This is a genomic window from Romboutsia sp. CE17 (assembly GCF_012317385.1).
Lineage (GTDB): Bacteria > Bacillota > Clostridia > Peptostreptococcales > Peptostreptococcaceae > Romboutsia_E.
The window spans coordinates 1,218,474-1,235,483 of sequence record NZ_CP051144.1 but is presented as its reverse complement, the minus strand read 5'-3'; the positions used below and the strand labels follow the sequence as shown (position 1 = coordinate 1,235,483).

13 protein-coding genes and 1 riboswitch are annotated in these 17,010 nt (G+C 27.4%); of the genes, 10 read left to right on the top strand and 3 right to left on the bottom strand.

Annotation, left to right across the window (positions count from 1 at the left end):
- Positions 1–5 precede the first annotated feature (5 nt).
- The 4 genes from HF520_RS05855 to HF520_RS05840 all read left to right on the top strand — a co-directional run bounded on the left by HF520_RS05855 (position 6) and on the right by HF520_RS05840 (position 3,582).
- Positions 6–1,358, top strand: coding sequence for an acetyl-CoA carboxylase biotin carboxylase subunit (locus HF520_RS05855; protein ID WP_168573131.1), 1,353 nt, complete (start codon positions 6–8; stop codon positions 1,356–1,358).
- Entirely contained in the window at positions 1,351–2,223 is an 873-nt protein-coding gene (gene accD / locus HF520_RS05850) for an acetyl-CoA carboxylase, carboxyltransferase subunit beta (RefSeq protein WP_168573130.1), read from the top strand. The genes HF520_RS05855 and accD overlap by 8 nt, the downstream gene beginning before the upstream one ends.
- Positions 2,213–3,013: an acetyl-CoA carboxylase carboxyltransferase subunit alpha gene (locus HF520_RS05845; RefSeq protein ID WP_168573129.1), complete on the top strand. Its 801-nt coding sequence runs from the start codon at positions 2,213–2,215 to the stop codon at positions 3,011–3,013. Before accD ends, HF520_RS05845 begins: the two co-directional genes overlap by 11 nt.
- A 113-nt stretch (positions 3,014–3,126) precedes the next feature.
- Positions 3,127–3,582: a MarR family winged helix-turn-helix transcriptional regulator gene (locus HF520_RS05840; RefSeq protein WP_168573128.1), complete on the top strand. Its 456-nt coding sequence runs from the start codon at positions 3,127–3,129 to the stop codon at positions 3,580–3,582.
- 93 nt (positions 3,583–3,675) lie between these two features.
- On the opposite strand, the gene HF520_RS05835 is transcribed toward HF520_RS05840, so the two are convergent.
- On the bottom strand, positions 3,676–4,674 hold the full coding sequence (locus HF520_RS05835; protein ID WP_334296650.1) for an NAD(P)H-dependent flavin oxidoreductase: 999 nt from the start codon (positions 4,672–4,674) through the stop codon (positions 3,676–3,678).
- 442 nt (positions 4,675–5,116) lie between these two features.
- Here HF520_RS05835 and mutS point away from each other — a divergent pair, with 442 nt between their 5' ends.
- The 4 genes from mutS (at position 5,117) to hfq (ending at position 11,451) form a co-directional block, all read left to right on the top strand.
- Positions 5,117–7,978: a DNA mismatch repair protein MutS gene (gene mutS / locus HF520_RS05830; protein ID WP_168573126.1), complete on the top strand. Its 2,862-nt coding sequence runs from the start codon at positions 5,117–5,119 to the stop codon at positions 7,976–7,978.
- Between the two features lie 17 nt (positions 7,979–7,995).
- On the top strand, positions 7,996–10,158 hold the full coding sequence (mutL, locus tag HF520_RS05825) for a DNA mismatch repair endonuclease MutL (RefSeq protein WP_168573125.1): 2,163 nt from the start codon (positions 7,996–7,998) through the stop codon (positions 10,156–10,158).
- Between the two features lie 16 nt (positions 10,159–10,174).
- Positions 10,175–11,116, top strand: a complete 942-nt coding sequence (miaA, locus tag HF520_RS05820; RefSeq protein WP_207711033.1) for a tRNA (adenosine(37)-N6)-dimethylallyltransferase MiaA — start codon at positions 10,175–10,177, stop codon at positions 11,114–11,116.
- A gap of 83 nt (positions 11,117–11,199) precedes the next feature.
- Positions 11,200–11,451: an RNA chaperone Hfq gene (hfq, locus tag HF520_RS05815; RefSeq protein WP_168573124.1), complete on the top strand. Its 252-nt coding sequence runs from the start codon at positions 11,200–11,202 to the stop codon at positions 11,449–11,451.
- Positions 11,452–11,532: 81 nt separating this feature from the next.
- Here hfq and HF520_RS05810 read toward each other — a convergent pair whose 3' ends face one another.
- Positions 11,533–12,912 (bottom strand): GntP family permease, encoded by a 1,380-nt coding sequence (locus tag HF520_RS05810; protein ID WP_168573123.1) that lies wholly within the window; start codon positions 12,910–12,912, stop codon positions 11,533–11,535.
- 205 nt (positions 12,913–13,117) lie between these two features.
- On the opposite strand from HF520_RS05810, the gene HF520_RS05805 reads away from it, so the two are divergent.
- Positions 13,118–14,395, top strand: a complete 1,278-nt coding sequence (locus tag HF520_RS05805) for a methionine gamma-lyase family protein (protein WP_168573122.1) — start codon at positions 13,118–13,120, stop codon at positions 14,393–14,395.
- An 88-nt stretch (positions 14,396–14,483) separates the two neighbouring features.
- On the opposite strand, the gene HF520_RS05800 is transcribed toward HF520_RS05805, so the two are convergent.
- Entirely contained in the window at positions 14,484–15,311 is an 828-nt protein-coding gene (locus HF520_RS05800; RefSeq protein ID WP_168573121.1) for a MetQ/NlpA family ABC transporter substrate-binding protein, read from the bottom strand.
- A 98-nt stretch (positions 15,312–15,409) separates the two neighbouring features.
- Positions 15,410–15,514, bottom strand: a riboswitch (SAM riboswitch).
- Positions 15,515–15,826: 312 nt separating this feature from the next.
- Between HF520_RS05800 and nifV the strand changes: the two genes are divergently transcribed.
- Positions 15,827–16,981: a homocitrate synthase gene (gene nifV, locus HF520_RS05795; protein WP_168573120.1), complete on the top strand. Its 1,155-nt coding sequence runs from the start codon at positions 15,827–15,829 to the stop codon at positions 16,979–16,981.
- Positions 16,982–17,010 lie beyond the last annotated feature (29 nt).

Genomic DNA, 17,010 nt, shown 5'->3' with positions numbered 1-17,010 from the left:
TATTTATGCTAAATAAAATACTTATAGCAAACAGAGGTGAAATTGCAGTAAGGATAATTAGAGCTTGTAGAGAGCTTAATATAAGAACTGTGGCAATATACTCTGAAGGAGATAAAGATGCACTACATACACAGATGGCAGATGAAGCTATTTGTGTAGGTGGTCCTCTTAGTAAAGATAGCTATTTAAATATGGCTAATATACTTAGTGCATGTGTATTAACTGGATGCGAAGGAATACATCCAGGATTTGGTTTTTTATCAGAAAATCCAAAGTTTGCTAAAATATGTAAGGAATGTAATATAAAATTTATCGGACCTGATTTTGAGGTTATAGAGCTTATGGGAGACAAGGCTAGAGCTAGAGAAATAATGAAAAGTGCAAATATACCAGTTATTCCAGGATATGAAGGAGATATAAATTCTATTGAACATGGATTAGAAATAGCAAATACAATAGGTTATCCACTTATGATAAAGGCTGCAGCTGGTGGCGGTGGAAAGGGCATTAGAATAGTTTATAATGCTGAAGAATTCAAACATAACTATGAAGCTGCGAAATTAGAGTCTAAAGCTTGTTTTGGAGAAGATAAATTATATATAGAAAAGTATATACAAAATCCTAGACATATAGAATTTCAAATACTTGCAGATGAACAAGGTAATGTTATTCATCTAGGAGAAAGAGAATGTTCACTTCAGAGGAATAATCAAAAAGTACTAGAAGAAGCACCTTCATGTTTTTTAGACGATAAGTTAAGAAAAGAAATGGGTGAGGTTGCAGTAAGGGCAGCTAAAGCTGTAAATTATAAAAATGCAGGAACTATTGAATTTTTAGTTGATGATAATGGAAAATTTTATTTTATGGAAATGAACACAAGAATTCAGGTAGAACACCCTATAACAGAGATGATTACTAATATTGATATTGTTAAAGAACAGTTAAAAATAGCTTCTAACCAAAAATTAGAAATTACTCAGGATGATGTAAAAATACAAGGTCATGCTATTGAATGTAGAATCAATGCTGAAGATCCAAATAATAATTTTAGACCATGCCCAGGAGTGATAAGTGAATTATATGTTCCATCAGGACTTGGAGTAAGAGTTGATAGTGCTATATATTGTGGATATGAAATACCGCCATATTATGATTCTATGATAGGAAAGTTAATTACCTATGGTGATAATAGAGAAAATGCGATTATAAAAATGAAAAGAGCTTTAGATGAATTTGCAATTGGTGGTGTAACAACTAATATAGATTTTCAATATGAAATATTAGAGCATGAAGATTTTGTCAATGGAAATTATACAACTTCATTTATAGACGAAAAGTTGGTGAATTATAATGCTTAAAAATTTATTTAGAAAAAGAGAGTATATAACTGTTAATACTAGAGCTTTAGAAAAAAACTCATCAGTTCCTAATATACCTAATGGCAAATGGATTAGCTGTAATAAGTGCAAAAATATAATATATAAAGAAGATTTAGAAAGAAACTATAATGTTTGTACAAATTGTGGAAATCATTTTAATATTTCAGCTAAAAAAAGAATTGAACAAATATTTGATAAAGATAGCTTCATTGAAATGTTCAATGAAGTTAAATCTGGTAATCCTCTAGATTTTGAAGGATATGAAGATAAATTGAATATAAATAAGGAAAAGTCTGAACTGGAAGAGGCAGTTTTGACTGGTATTGCAAAAATAAACTCTCAAGAAGTAGCTGTAGCAGTAATGGATAGCAATTTTATGATGGGAAGTATGGGGTGTGCTGTTGGAGAAAAAATAACTAGAACAATAGAATATTCAACAAAGAACAGACTACCGCTTTTAATATTTACAGCTTCAGGCGGAGCAAGAATGCAGGAAGGAATTTTCTCTTTAATGCAAATGGCTAAAACATCTGCTGCTATCGCAAAACATAATGAGGCTGGATTACTATATATTAGTGTTATTACAAATCCTACTACTGGAGGAGTTACAGCAAGCTTTGCAATGCAAGGAGATATAATAATAAGTGAACCAGATGCACTTATAGGTTTTGCAGGAAGAAGAGTTATCGAGAATACTATAAATGAAACTTTACCGGAAAATTTTCAAAGTGCTGAATTTGTATTAGAAAAGGGGTTTATAGATTCTATTGTAAAAAGAAGAGATTTAAGAAATTTTCTATCTAAAGTAATTAGCTTACATGAGGTGGTTGAATATGCAAAATAAAGATGATTTAATTTGGAATAAAGTAAACACTGCTAGACATAAAGATAGACCTAATTCTAGATTTTATATAGAAAATATATTCGATGAATTTATTGAACTTCATGGAGATAGATCATTTGGAGATGATAAAGCGATAGTAGGTGGAATAGGCAAGATAAATAATTTTAATGTAACTATAATTGGTATAAATAAAGGTAAAGATACTAAAGAAAATATAGAAACAAATTTTGGAATGGTTCATCCTGAAGGATATAAAAAAGCATTAAGATTAATGAAACAAGCAGAAAAATTTAAAAGACCAATTATATGTTTTGTAGATACGCCAGGTGCATTTTGTGGGCTTGGAGCAGAAGAGAGAGGTCAAGGGTATGCTATTGCACAAAACTTAATGGAAATGAGTAGTTTAAAAACGCCTATTATTTCTATAATAATTGGAGAAGGTGGAAGTGGTGGAGCTTTAGCACTAGCTGTTGGTGATAAGGTTTATATGTTAGAAAATTCAATATATTCTATTTTATCCCCTGAAGGATTTGCTTCTATATTATGGAAAGATGTAAGTAAATCTAAGAAGGCAGCATCTGCTATGAAAATAACTTCAGAGGATTTAAAAGAGTTTAATATAATAGACGATATAATTTATGAACCAGAAAATGGGGCTCATGAAAATCCAGAAGAAATAGCTAAAAATATTAAAGAGCATATTTTAAATGATTTAGAGGAATTAATAAGTATAGATTATGATGAATTATTAAATAATAGATATAATAAATTTAGAAAAATAGGAAAATAATATTTATAGCTAAATAATAACCATAATTTTAATTTAATACATAGTACCAATTGAATTTATTTAAAAAATTTATTATAATACATTTAGAATAAGATTGATGGAGAGCTGATGCTATGAAAAATACAACAGAAGAAATATTAAATACATTATTGGTACAATTATTTAACGATATATTGCATATAGAAGAAAAAGCCATGAAAAATACAGAGTTTACTAATTTATCTATTACAGAGATTCATACTATAGAAGCTATTGGAACAGAAGGAAATCGAACTATGGGAGAAATAGCACATGATTTAAGAATAACTGTAGGTACACTTACAACAGCTATTAATAGACTTATTAAAAAAGGATACGCTGAGAGAAAAAGAATAGAAGAAGATAGAAGAGTTGTTCTTGTTAGTTTAACAGAAAAGGGTAAAGAAGTTTTTGATGTGCATAGTATTTTCCATAAAGAAATGATAGATGCAATACTTGAAAACTTCCAAGGATCAGAATTAGACGTTTTAACAAAAGCTCTAGGAAAAGCAAATAGATTCTTTGAAAGAAAATATCAAAGCTTCCAATAGGAGGCTTTTATAATATAAAAGTTTAATATCATAAACATGTATTATATAAAAAAGTAGTGTAGAAATAAACTTCTACACTACTTTTTTATATAACTATAAATCACTAACTAATTCATTTATTACTTCACTTACTGATTGGATTTCATTTATTTTATACGCATCTGCACCACAAAATAATAAAGCATCATCAATATTGCCTTTTACTGCATTTATTAAAGCTGTTGATATGCAGTAAGGAGTTTCTTTTGGATTACAAGGAACTAAGCAATTATAACATTTACTTATTTTGGGCTTTGCAAGTGAAATAGTATCTATAAATTTATTTTTTATCGCTCTTCCAGGAAGTCCTACAGGGCTTTTTACTATTTTTATATCTTCTTTTTTAGCATTTACATATGCATTTTTAAAATTATAATCGGCATCACATTCATGGGTTGTTACAAATCTAGTACCTACCTGAACACCACTAGCTCCCATATCTATATATTTTTTTACATCGGAACTAGAAGAAATACCACCAGCAGCAATAACCGGAATTTCTTTTCCGTATTTTTTTCCATAATTATATGCTATTTTTAAAACCTCTTTAAACTCATTATCATAATCAATAGAGTTTATGTTATCTAGATCTTCATTAGTAAAACCTAAATGACCACCAGCTTTTGGACCTTCTACAATTATCATATCAGCAGTTGTATTATCTTTTTTATCCCACATCTTAAGTATTACATTAGCAGCTTTTGAAGATGATACTATTGGAGCAATCTTAGTATTACTATTTTTAACTAAGCTAGGTAGTTTTAAAGGAAGACCTGCTCCTGATATTATAATATCGCAACCACTATTAACTGCAACCTTTACATGCTCTTCATAATTAGTCATTGCTACCATAAGATTCACACCTATAATACCATTGTTGGATTTTTCTTTTGCTATGGATATATGCTTTTTTAGAGCTCTTAAATTAGCTTCTAAAGTGTTACTAGCAAAGTCTAATTCATCATATCCAATATTTACACCTGATATAACTCCAATACCTCCATTTTTACTAACTGATGATGCTAGATTAGAACGAGATATACCAATTCCCATACCACCTTGGATAATTGGATTTTTTGCAACTAAATTTCCTATTTTTAAAGCTTTCATAAAAGTCCTCCTAATTAAAGGAAGGTTTAAATTTCAATATTTAACTAATTAACTAAGATATATACTATTATACTATAAGTTCTAATATTATTCAGTAAATTCATTATATTTATATTATTAAATTTAGAAAATCCTACAATATTTTATTTCACCTTAAAATTAAATGGATGCAGGAAAAATATTGCCAAATATAATAAAAAGGTGGAATTTCAAGAGTATTTAAACTGAAAATTCCACCTTTTTTGCTTTTGTGTTAAACTATTTTATATTAAGTAGTATATCTATTAAATAACTATATTTTTAGATGCAGGATTCTTCCTTATACCCTTAATAATAAACCATCCATATGATATAATAATAACTTAGAAATAAAGGAGGTTGAAAGATGCAAATAGATAGAAGTAAATTAACTCCTATGATGAAACAATACTTTGATTGTAAGGATAAGTATCCAGACTGTATATTGTTTTTTAGACTAGGAGATTTCTATGAAATGTTCTTTGAAGATGCTATAGTAGCTTCAAAAACTTTAGAAATAGCTTTAACGGGAAAATCTTGCGGTTTAGAAGAAAGGGCACCTATGTGTGGAGTGCCTTTCCATTCTGCAAATTCATATATATCTAAATTAGTAGAGAACGGTTATAAGGTTGCAATAGGAGAACAATTAGAAGATCCTGCAACTGTAAAAGGAATTGTAAAAAGAGATGTTATCAGAGTAGTAACACCAGGTACAGTTCTTGAAGGTAGTTTGTTAGAAAATAAGAAAAATAATTATTTACTTTCACTATATAAAGTCAATGATAATATAGGACTTACTTATGTAGATATAAGTACTGGAGAAACGAATGCAACTTATTTAACTAAAGATAAAGTTATCGAAGAAATAGCTAAAGTACATCCTACTGAAATTATATTAAATGATTTAAGTTTAAAAGAGGAATTAAGAAATATAGCTACTATAGGAAATATTTACTTAAATGAAACTTTTGATGAAAATTACTTAGATCAAAGTATATTAAATAAGTACTTTGATGAGGATTACCTAAGTAAATTAAAGTTTGATGAATATGATTTAATAAAAAATAGTTTATGTATTTTATTAAACTATATTTATAATACTCAAAAGCAAGTAACTTCAAATATTAATAGAATAAATATATATAATTCAAGTGAATATATGGTTTTAGATATGTTTACTAGAAATAATTTAGAACTTACTCAAACTATTAGAGGAAGTAAAAAGAAAGGGTCATTACTTCATGTTTTAGATAAAACTTCTACAGCTATGGGAGGAAGACTTCTTAGAAAGTATGTTGAAGAACCTTTAGTAAATAAAAAAAGAATAGAAAAGCGTCTTAATGTTATAGAAGAAATAAAGGATGATTTTATTCTTAGAGAAGACTTAAATGAAATACTAAAAAATGTATATGATATTGAAAGAATATGTGGGAAAATTGCATTTGAAAAAGTTACACCGAAAGAGATGATTCACTTAAAGAACTCAATAGAAAAGTTGCCAGAACTAAATAATATTATTAATTCATCTAATGCAAAAATATTAAAAAACTATATAGATGATATGGATGATTTGAACGATTTATATAATCTAATAAAAGAATCTATAAAGGAAGAACCAAGTATAACTATAAAAGATGGAAATATAATTAAATCAGAGTTTAATGATGAGCTAAAAGAACTTAGGGATATTTCTAAGAATGGTGCTTTTATGATAAAAGAAATAGAAAACCGTGAAAGAGAAAAAACAGGTGTAAAGTCATTAAAAATAGGATTTAATAAAGTATTTGGATACTATATAGAAATTACTAAAGCTAATTTGAATACTGCTAATATAGATGATGGATATATAAGAAAGCAAACTTTAAGTAATGCTGAAAGATTTATAACATCAGAATTAAAAGAAATTGAGGATAAAATACTTCATGCAGAAGAAAAGATAAAAACATTAGAGTATGAAATTTTTGTAAATATAAGAGAAACTATCTATAAAAATATTGATAGAATACAAAAAGTTGCTAAGATAATAGCAAATATAGATGTATTTGTTTCATTTGCCACTGTTGCATATATGAATAATTATGTTAAACCATTAATAAATGAAGAAAATAAATTAGATATTAAAAATGGTAGACATCCAGTTATTGAAAATATTGTAGGAGAGGAAAACTTTGTACCTAATGATACTTATTTAAATAATGGAGAAAATATAATAAATATCATAACAGGGCCTAATATGGCAGGTAAGTCTACTTATATGAGGCAAACTGCAATTATAACTTTAATGGCTCATATAGGATCTTTTGTACCTGCAGAGTATGCTAATATCCCAATATGTGATAGGATTTTTACGAGAGTAGGAGCCAGTGATGATTTATCTCAAGGTCAGTCTACATTTATGGTTGAAATGAGTGAAGTATCTCATATATTAAAAAATGCTACTAATAAAAGTTTAGTCATCCTTGATGAAATTGGTAGAGGTACAAGTACTTATGATGGAATAAGTTTAGCTTGGTCAATAGTTGAATACATTGAGCAATATATAAAATGTAAAACATTATTTGCTACTCATTATCATGAATTAACAGATTTAGAAAACAAATTTAAAGAAGTTAAGAATTACTCTATTGCAGTTAAAGAAGATGGTGATGGAATAGTATTTTTAAGAAAAATCATACCACAAGGTGCTGATAAAAGTTATGGTATATATGTTGCCCAACTTGCTAAGCTTCCTGAAGAAGTAATAAATAGATCCAAAGAAATTTTAAAAGATTTGGAAAAAAATCATATTAATAATAGTGTTACACTTAATAAAGATAGTTTTTCTAATGATATTAAAATGGATACAAATAATTTTGATAACGCATATATCAAAACGGATGCTATTAAAGAAAATAAAATAAATGAACTGGAAAAAGAATTAGAAAAGTTAAGCTTAAATAACTTTAAAAATGAGTATGAATCATTAAAAATTGAGCATACAGAGCTAGTTAAAGACTATAAGAATATAAAGAAAGATTATGATAAATTAAATAAAGAATATAAAGAATTAAGCGAAAAACTAGATAGTAATATAGTTAAAGAAAGTGTTATAACTCAAATATCATTTGATTCTATAAATGATGTTAGTTTATTAGATGAAATAGTTAGTTTAGATATACTATCTATGACTCCGCTTGATGCAATGAATGCTTTGTTCAATCTTCAAAAAAAAGCAAAAGAAAAAAAATAACCTCATGGAGGTAAACTATGTCAAATAGAATTAATATATTAGATGATTTAACTATAAATAAAATAGCTGCAGGAGAAGTGGTCGAAAGACCATCTTCTGTAGTTAAAGAATTAGTGGAAAACTCTATTGATGCAAAATCAAATAAAGTAATAGTAGATATAGCAGATGGTGGGAAGAAGTATATAAGAATTACAGATAATGGTTCTGGAATTTTATCAAGCGAGGTTGAAAAGTCTTTTTTAAGACATGCAACTAGTAAAATAAATAATATAGATGACTTGTATGATTTATATTCACTAGGATTTAGAGGTGAAGCATTAGCTTCTATATCTGCAGTTTCGAAACTTGAAATGATAACAAAATCAAAAGAAGAATCTGTTGGAACTAAAATAATTGTTGAAGGTGGAAAGATTATATCTAAGGAGCCAATCGGTACGAACAATGGTACGACTATAATAATAAAAGATATATTCTTTAATACTCCAGTAAGACAGAAATTCTTAAAATCAACTCATGCAGAAACTATAAATATCAGTGATTTAATAAATAAACTTGCAATAGGAAATCCAGATGTTCAGTTTAAATATATAAATAATGGAAAACAAATTCTAAATACTCCAGGTGATGGTAAACTTAACAATGCAATAAGAAGTATTTATGGAAAAGATATAACTGAAAATTTAATACCTGTAGAGTTTGAATGTGATTATTTTAGAATGAGTGGATTTATAGGAAATAACAATGTTTATAGATCTAATAAAAACTTGCAACATACATATATAAACAAGCGATTTGTGAAAAGTAAGGTAGTATTAGATGCTATAGCAGAAGCATATAAATCTATAATACCAATTGGAAAACATGGAATATGTTTTTTAAATATTAGCATAAATCCATCTAAGATAGATGTAAATATACATCCAACTAAATTAGAAGTTAAGTTTGAAGATGAAAAAGATTTATATATAGAACTTAGAGATTACCTAAGAAGAAAGCTATTAAGTTCAAATTTAATAGGTAAATATGAATACTATGGAAAAAATACAAATCCAAGTTTAAAGATTAATAATGAATTAGATAAAGTAAAAGAAAGCTATGAAGATATAGAGATTGTTGAAATATCTAAAGGTGAAAATATAGAAGAATTTAAATCTATAACAGATATGATAAACGAATCTATTAGTAATAAAAAAGAAAAATTTAATGATAGTTTAAGTTTTGATGATAATAAAAATACCAATAATATAGATTACCATAGTTTTAATGAATTTGATAAAGTTTTAAAAGACGATAGTTTATCAACTAAAAAGTTAGAAAATTTAATATTAAATAAAGAGTTTACATTACTTAAGGATGAAGAAGAGTTAAAAATGAATTCATCTAAAAATTTAAACATAAGTAAAGTTGATAATAAAGACGAATTTATTATTGATGGTAATGTGGATATAAGTAAAAGTTTTAGTGTTGAAGACTTAGAGAAGTTAGATAAAGAGGAAGTTGATAAAAATAAAAAGAGCAAAACCAATAAATTTGAAGATATGGTCGTGGAAAAAGTAGTAGATAGTACTCAAGAAAACTTCTTTGAAGAAGAAACTAATAAATTCTTACTAAGTGGTTACAATGTAGTAGGAACTGTATTTGATACTTATATAATACTTCAAAAAGGAAGCTCTATGTATTTATTAGATCAACATGTTGCGCATGAAAGAATTTTATATGAAAGATATATGGACAAATTTTATAGTCATGATATAAGTATGCAAATGTTATTAGATCCTATTATATTAGAACTATCAAATGTAGATATGCTACATGTTGAGAATAACTTAGATTTATTTATGAAGTTTGGTTTTGAAATAGAGATATTTGGTAATAATCATATTATGATAAGATGTGTACCAACAGTTTTTGGTGTCCCAGAATCTGAAAAGTTTATTCTTCAAATAATAGATAACATTGAGGAGATAAAAAACAACTATGAGTTAAAGGGAGAAAAATTTGCTTCAATGGCTTGTAGAGCTGCTATAAAAGCAAATGATAAAATACATAATCTAGAAATAGATAGTTTAATTAAACAATTAAATCAATGTAAAAATCCTTTTACATGTCCACATGGAAGACCTATAATAGTTGAAATAACAATGAAAGAAATTGAAAAAATGTTTAAAAGAATTATGTAATTTAAGGAAGGTTATTATGAAGAAAATACCGCTTATTATACTTACTGGTCCAACAGCAGTTGGTAAAACAGATTTATCTATAAAAATAGCAAAAAAATTAAATGCAGAAATAATATCAGCAGACTCTATGCAAATTTATGAATATATGGATGTTGGTAGTGCAAAAGTTACAAAAGAGGAAATGGATAATGTCACTCATTACTTAATTGATGAAGTAAAACCTGATTATAACTTTTCCGTATCTGAGTTTCAGAAAAGAGCTAATCTATATATAGATGAAATTACAACTAAAGGTAAATTACCTTTAGTTACAGGAGGAACAGGTCTTTACTTAAATTCATTAATTTATAATATGGACTTTGCAAAATCAAATGCAAATGATGAGTTAAGAGAATCTTTAAGGTTAGAGCTTGAAAAGTATGGAATAGACCATATGCATAATAAATTAAAAGAATTAGACTCAGAAGCAGCAGAAAGAATACATAAAAATAATACTAAAAGAGTTATTAGAGCGCTAGAGGTATGTTTAAGTGGAGAAAAAATGAATGATTTCTCTAAAGATCTAAAGATAAACCCAAAATATAAACCAATTATAGTAGTATTAAATAGAGAAAGAGATCATTTATATGAAAGAATTAATAAAAGAGTCGATATAATGTTAGAAAATGGATTGATTGATGAGGTAAAAAGCTTACTTAATATGGGATATACTAAAGACTTAATATCTATGCAAGGGATAGGATATAAAGAGATTATAAAGTATTTAGATGGTGAGTATACCTATGATGAAGCTATAGAAATTATAAAAAGAGATTCAAGAAGATATGCTAAAAGACAAATAACTTGGTTTAGAAGATATGACAGTGCTAAATGGTTTAATTTAGATGAATATCATAATTTTGATATACTTGAAAAAGAAATATTAAGTTTTATTGAAAATAATATTAAACTTGTATAAAATATAATAGAAGAGTTGTATAAAATAAAAAAATATATACATAAATAATTTAAATTTAATTTATCTCGGGAGGGTATTCGGCAATGAAAAATTCAGTTTTAAATTTACAGGATCTATTCTTAAATAACGCAAGAAAAGAGAAAATACCTGTAACAATATACTTAATGAATGGAGTGCAAGTAAAAGGTTATGTAAAAGGCTTTGACAGTTATATAATTTTATTAGAAGGGGATAACAGACAACAAAATATGATATATAAGCATGCAGTATCTACTATACTACCTGCTAAATCTATAAACTTACAAAATAACCAAGTACAAAGTAATAATAGATAATTATAAAATTAAATAAATAATAAAATAGAGATATACATTTATTTTGTATATCTCTATTTTATTATTAAAAATATTTATATATTACACAAAGAAGATAGATGTAGCTATAACTATAAAAGCAGTAACTGATATAGGAATTATTACAGAGGTTATAAAAATATCCTTATAAGATTCTTTATGAGTTAATCCACATATAGCAAGAGTTGTAATTACTGCTCCATTATGAGGTAAGGTATCTAATCCTCCAGAAGCTAATGAGGCTATCCTATGCATTACTTCTAATGGTATATTAAGTGATTGACTTATATTTATAAAGGTTGGTGCTAGAGCATCTAATGTAATAGTAAGCCCTCCAGAAGCAGAAGCTGTAATACCACATATAATATTTACTGATATAGCTTCTGATACAATAGGGTTTGAAGATATATTAAGTATTATAGATTGTAATGTAATAAAAATTGGTAATGACTTTATAACACTTCCATACCCTACAATAGCACTAGAACTAAGTAAGGGTAAAAAAGAATTAGAAATTCCACTATTTAGTACGCTATTTAAGTTGTTTATTTTTTTATAATTAATTATTAAAATAAATAAAATTGATATTGCTATGGAAATAATTACACTCCACGTTCCAGAAACATTATCTAAAGTTAAATTGTATTTATCCAAATAAGACCCGTCAATAAGCTTATAAAATATTTTTGAGAAAAATAAATTGCTAATAAAAATAATTAATATTGGAGTAATTGATAAATATATATTTGGGAGACTATTAGAGCCTACATCAGAATTATCAATATTATAATCTCCATACCCTTCATTACTTTTTTCTGCTTGTTTTACACGATATGTAAGCCAAATAATTCCAGATATTAGCATAAGTAAACTTGCAGACAATCCTAAAATAGGGGCTGAGAATGTATCTGTTCCAAAATATCTCATAGGTATAACATTTTGAATTTCAGGTGTACCAGGCAAAGCAGTCATAGTAAATGTGAATGCTCCTAGAGCTATTGTTCCAGGTATAAGTCTTTTGGGGATATTTGCCTCTTTAAACAACGTATTTGCTATAGGATATAAAACAAATGCAACTGTAAATAAGGAAACACCTCCATAAGTTAATAAAGCACCTGCTAATACTACTGATATAATAGTTTTATCTTTACCTAAGTTATTGGTTATGAAGTTTGCTATAGATCTTACATACAATGCTTCTTCCATCAATCGTGCAAATATAGCACCTGTTAAAAAAATTGGAAAATAATTTTTGACAAAGCTTGAAAACCCACTCATATAAATTTCGGTATAAGTTAACATTAAGTATTTATTAGAATCTCCACCTATTATTAATACTGTTAATAAAGCTATTAATGGAGCTGTTATAATAGTTGAATATCCTTTATATGCTAAGAAAATTATTAAAGATAATGATAAAATTAATCCAATTATGTTAATCATATTATAATATCCTCTTTTTCCTAAGTTTTAAGTAGATTATATTTAATATGCCCAAACTAATAGTTAAAAATAATTAATTACTATTAAAGATACTATTAAAAATAACTTTGAGCTTAATAATGAGATACAGTTGATAAACTTGCAGTAATATATGCGATATGATAAAATTTTGATGTTGAAATAAATAAAGAGACAGGTGAATAAAATGCTTAATGAAACTAAAGAACTTTTAAAAGGTTTTTATGGAATTGACGACGAGACTTTTGAATTAGCAGAAGAAGTAATGAAAGACATAGAACCTCAATTTGAAAATTTAAAAAAGATAAGAGAATTTAACCAATATAAAGTATTAAAGGCAATGCAAGAAGCTCATTTAAGTGATAATCACTTTAATTGGACTACTGGATATGGATATAATGATATAGGGCGTGAGAAAGTAGAAGAAATATTTGCAAATGTATTTAAAACTGAAGATGCTTTAGTTAGACCTATAATTGTAAATGGAACTCATGCTTTAAGTTTATGCGTACAAGGTATTGTACGTCCTGGAGATGAAATACTTTCAGTTACAGGGGCTCCTTATGATACATTGCAAGGTGTAATTGGTATTAGAGAAGAAAAAGGATGTTTAAAAGAATTTGGAGTTACATATGATCAAGTTGATTTTTTAGAAGACGGAAACATAGATTTAGAAGGAATCAAAAGTAAAATAAATGATAGAACAAAACTTGTAATGATACAAAGATCAAAAGGATATGCGTGGAGAAAATCTCTTACAATAGAAGATATAAAAGAAGCTGTAGATACAGTAAAATCTATAAATAAAAATATAATAGTAATGGTAGATAACTGTTATGGTGAGTTCTTAGATACAAAAGAACCTACAGAAGTTGGTGTTGATATAATGGCTGGATCTTTAATTAAAAATCCAGGTGGAGGTCTAGCACTAACAGGTGGTTATATAGTAGGTAAAAAAGAATTAGTAGAAATGATATCATATAGACTTACTACTCCAGGAATTGGAAAAGAATGTGGTCTTACATTTGGAACTACTAGAACAGTACTTCAAGGATTCTTCATGGCTCCATATGTTACTTCTCAAGCTGTTATGGGTGCTATTTTCTGTGCAAGAGCATTTGAAAAATTAGGGTATGAGGTACTACCTAAATATAATGATGTAAGAAGTGATATTATACAAGTTGTAAGACTTAATAATGCAGAAGAAGTTATAAGTTTTTGTCAAGGAATACAAGCAGCAGCTCCAGTTGACTCTTATGTAAGACCTGAACCATGGGCAATGCCAGGATATGATAGTGAAGTTATTATGGCAGCAGGTGCATTTATTCAAGGTTCATCTATAGAATTAAGTGCTGATGCTCCTATAAGACCTCCTTATAATGTGTATTTCCAAGGTGGACTTACTTTTGACCATTCAAAAATGGGAACTTTAAAAGCAATACAAAGTATGAAAAAAGCTAAATAAATATAAATAAATCTATCTTTAAATAAGATATAATAGAATAAAAAGCAAATATAAGCTTATCAATAAACTTATATTTGCTTTTTTATTTTTAAAATACAGGTATGATTATTCCTTTATAGTTTTCTTGTATAAATTCTCTTGATTTATCAGATGACAATACTTTTTTTAATACTTGTATTTTTTCACTGTTTTTATCTTCAGTTCTGCAAGCTAGTATATTTACATAAGTATTATCAGTTTCAGGAGCATAAATACTTTGCTTACTTGCATCTAATCCTGCAGCTACTGCGAAGTTACCGTTTATAAAGGCTGCATCAACATCTGGTAATAATGATGGTAATTGATTTGCTTCAGCTTCTATAAATTCAATATTTTTAGGATTTTCTACTATATCCTTTGCTGATGGTAAGGATACCCCTTCTTTTATTTTTATTATACCTTCATTTTCTAACATTTTTAATGCTCTTGAGCCATTTGTAGGATCATTAGGTAAAGCAAATTTACTACCAGACTTTAAATCATCAAAAGATTTTATTTTATTTGAATATGCTTGTAAAGGTACTTCATATAAGTCTACAACTGGTGTTAAATCAAAGTTTTGCTTTTCTATACACTCATTTAAAAATGGTTTATGCTGAAATAAGTTAGCGTCTATATCACCTTCTGCAAGCGCTGTATTAGGAGTATTGTAGTCATTAAATATAACTACTTCTAATTCATACCCTTCTTTTTCAATATCTGACTTTAAGTGATTTAAAAGTTCTCCCCCAGGAACCTGCATAGCACCTACTACTATTTTCTTATCATTTTCTTCACTAGTGTTAGAAGTAGAAGAACAACCTATAGAAAATACACCTAGTGAGATAGATAAAGTAAACCCTAATATTTTTTTTAATAATGATTTTTTTTGATACATATAATTTCCCCCTTAATTTAACTACTAAGTAAGCCCTTTTATATAAGATAAAAGAAATTAATAAAAAAACCTGAGTATAAACTCAGGTTTTTAGTTTATACTTATCTTTCAGCATAATGCCGCAGGATTTAGCACCATGTATAAATTAATATACTGGTTGCTGGGTTTCATAGGGCCAGTCCCTCCACCTCTCTTGATAAGGCTTATTTAATTGTTATTAATATTTTATATTTAAACTATAGTATAAAATGAATTATTTGTCTACATATTTTCTGAAAATTCTATAAAATTATTTAAGTGATAATATGTAAATGAAATTTATAAAAATAATCTTGCATTTAAATTATTTATAAAAAAATAATAATACTAATGCATTGTTGAAATAATGTGAATATAATATATTAAAAGATTTAATTGATTGCAATTATATAAATAAAAATGAAACTTATAAATAAAAAAATTCATATTTGTTATTTTAAAATGAAATTCAATAAAAATCTGGAGGTATTTTAATTATGTGTATAATTGATAGAAAAAGTTTAAAGAGCATAAAAATAGTGGATACTACCCTAAGAGATGGAGAGCAAACGGCAGGCGTTGTATTTGCAAATCATGAAAAAATTGCAATTTCTCAAATGTTAAGTGACTTAGGTATAAATCAAATAGAAGTTGGTATACCGGCTATGGGAGGAGATGAAAAAGAGGTGATAAAATCAATATGTAAAAGAAACCTAAAATCTAGTATTATGGCTTGGAATAGAGCAGTAATATCTGATATTGAAAATTCTATAGATTGTGGTGTTGATTCGGTAGCAATATCAATATCTGTATCTGATATACACATACAAAATAAGCTTAAGACTTCAAGAGAGTGGGTTTTGGAGAATATGGTTAAATCAGTTGAATATGCAAAAAGAAATGGACTATACGTATCTGTTAATGGGGAAGATGCATCTAGGGCTAATGATGACTTTTTAATAGAATTTATTGAAGTAGCAAAACAAGCAGGTGCAGATAGATTTAGATATTGTGACACAGTAGGAATTATGGATCCATTTTCTATAAAAGATAAAATTAGTAAAATTTATAATAAAACAAAATTTGATATAGAAATGCATACTCATAATGACTTTGGTCTTGCAACAGCTAATGCTATAGCAGGAATAATTGGTGGGGCTAACTATGTAGGCGTTACAGTAAATGGTTTAGGAGAGAGAGCTGGAAATGCAGCTTTAGAAGAAGTTTTGATGGCTTTAAAATATATTCACGGATATGATACTAACATTGATACTACGAAATTTAAAGATTTATCAGAATACGTTTCAAGTGCATCTGGAAGAGATTTACCTGCATGGAAGGCTATCGTAGGTAGCAATATGTTTAAACATGAGTCTGGAATACATGCCGATGGAGCTTTGAAAAATCCAACTAATTACGAAGCTTTTAATCCTAAAGAGGTTGGACTTGAAAGACAAATTGTTATAGGAAAACATTCAGGGAAAGCAGCAATCGTAAATAAATTTAAAGAGTATGATATCAATTTAAATGATGAAGATGCATCAATTATGCTTGAATCAGTTAGAGCTCTTTGCATAAGAGCCAAAAGAACTTTATTTGACAAAGAGTTAGTTCAACTATATAACGATATAATAAAAGACAAAATCATATAATATAAATTAATTAATTGAATAGGGGGCAA

Coding starts and splice junctions, on each gene's coding strand:
- HF520_RS05840 (WP_168573128.1), top strand. CDS start 3,127: ATGAAAAATACAACAGAAGAAATATTAAATACATTATTGGTACAATTA.
- HF520_RS05855 (WP_168573131.1), top strand. CDS start 6: ATGCTAAATAAAATACTTATAGCAAACAGAGGTGAAATTGCAGTAAGG.
- HF520_RS05800 (WP_168573121.1), bottom strand. CDS start 15,311: ATGTATCAAAAAAAATCATTATTAAAAAAAATATTAGGGTTTACTTTA.
- hfq (WP_168573124.1), top strand. CDS start 11,200: ATGAAAAATTCAGTTTTAAATTTACAGGATCTATTCTTAAATAACGCA.
- accD (WP_168573130.1), top strand. CDS start 1,351: ATGCTTAAAAATTTATTTAGAAAAAGAGAGTATATAACTGTTAATACT.
- HF520_RS05805 (WP_168573122.1), top strand. CDS start 13,118: ATGCTTAATGAAACTAAAGAACTTTTAAAAGGTTTTTATGGAATTGAC.
- mutS (WP_168573126.1), top strand. CDS start 5,117: ATGCAAATAGATAGAAGTAAATTAACTCCTATGATGAAACAATACTTT.
- miaA (WP_207711033.1), top strand. CDS start 10,175: ATGAAGAAAATACCGCTTATTATACTTACTGGTCCAACAGCAGTTGGT.
- nifV (WP_168573120.1), top strand. CDS start 15,827: ATGTGTATAATTGATAGAAAAAGTTTAAAGAGCATAAAAATAGTGGAT.
- HF520_RS05835 (WP_334296650.1), bottom strand. CDS start 4,674: ATGGGAATTGGTATATCTCGTTCTAATCTAGCATCATCAGTTAGTAAA.
- mutL (WP_168573125.1), top strand. CDS start 7,996: ATGTCAAATAGAATTAATATATTAGATGATTTAACTATAAATAAAATA.
- HF520_RS05845 (WP_168573129.1), top strand. CDS start 2,213: ATGCAAAATAAAGATGATTTAATTTGGAATAAAGTAAACACTGCTAGA.
- HF520_RS05810 (WP_168573123.1), bottom strand. CDS start 12,912: ATGATTAACATAATTGGATTAATTTTATCATTATCTTTAATAATTTTC.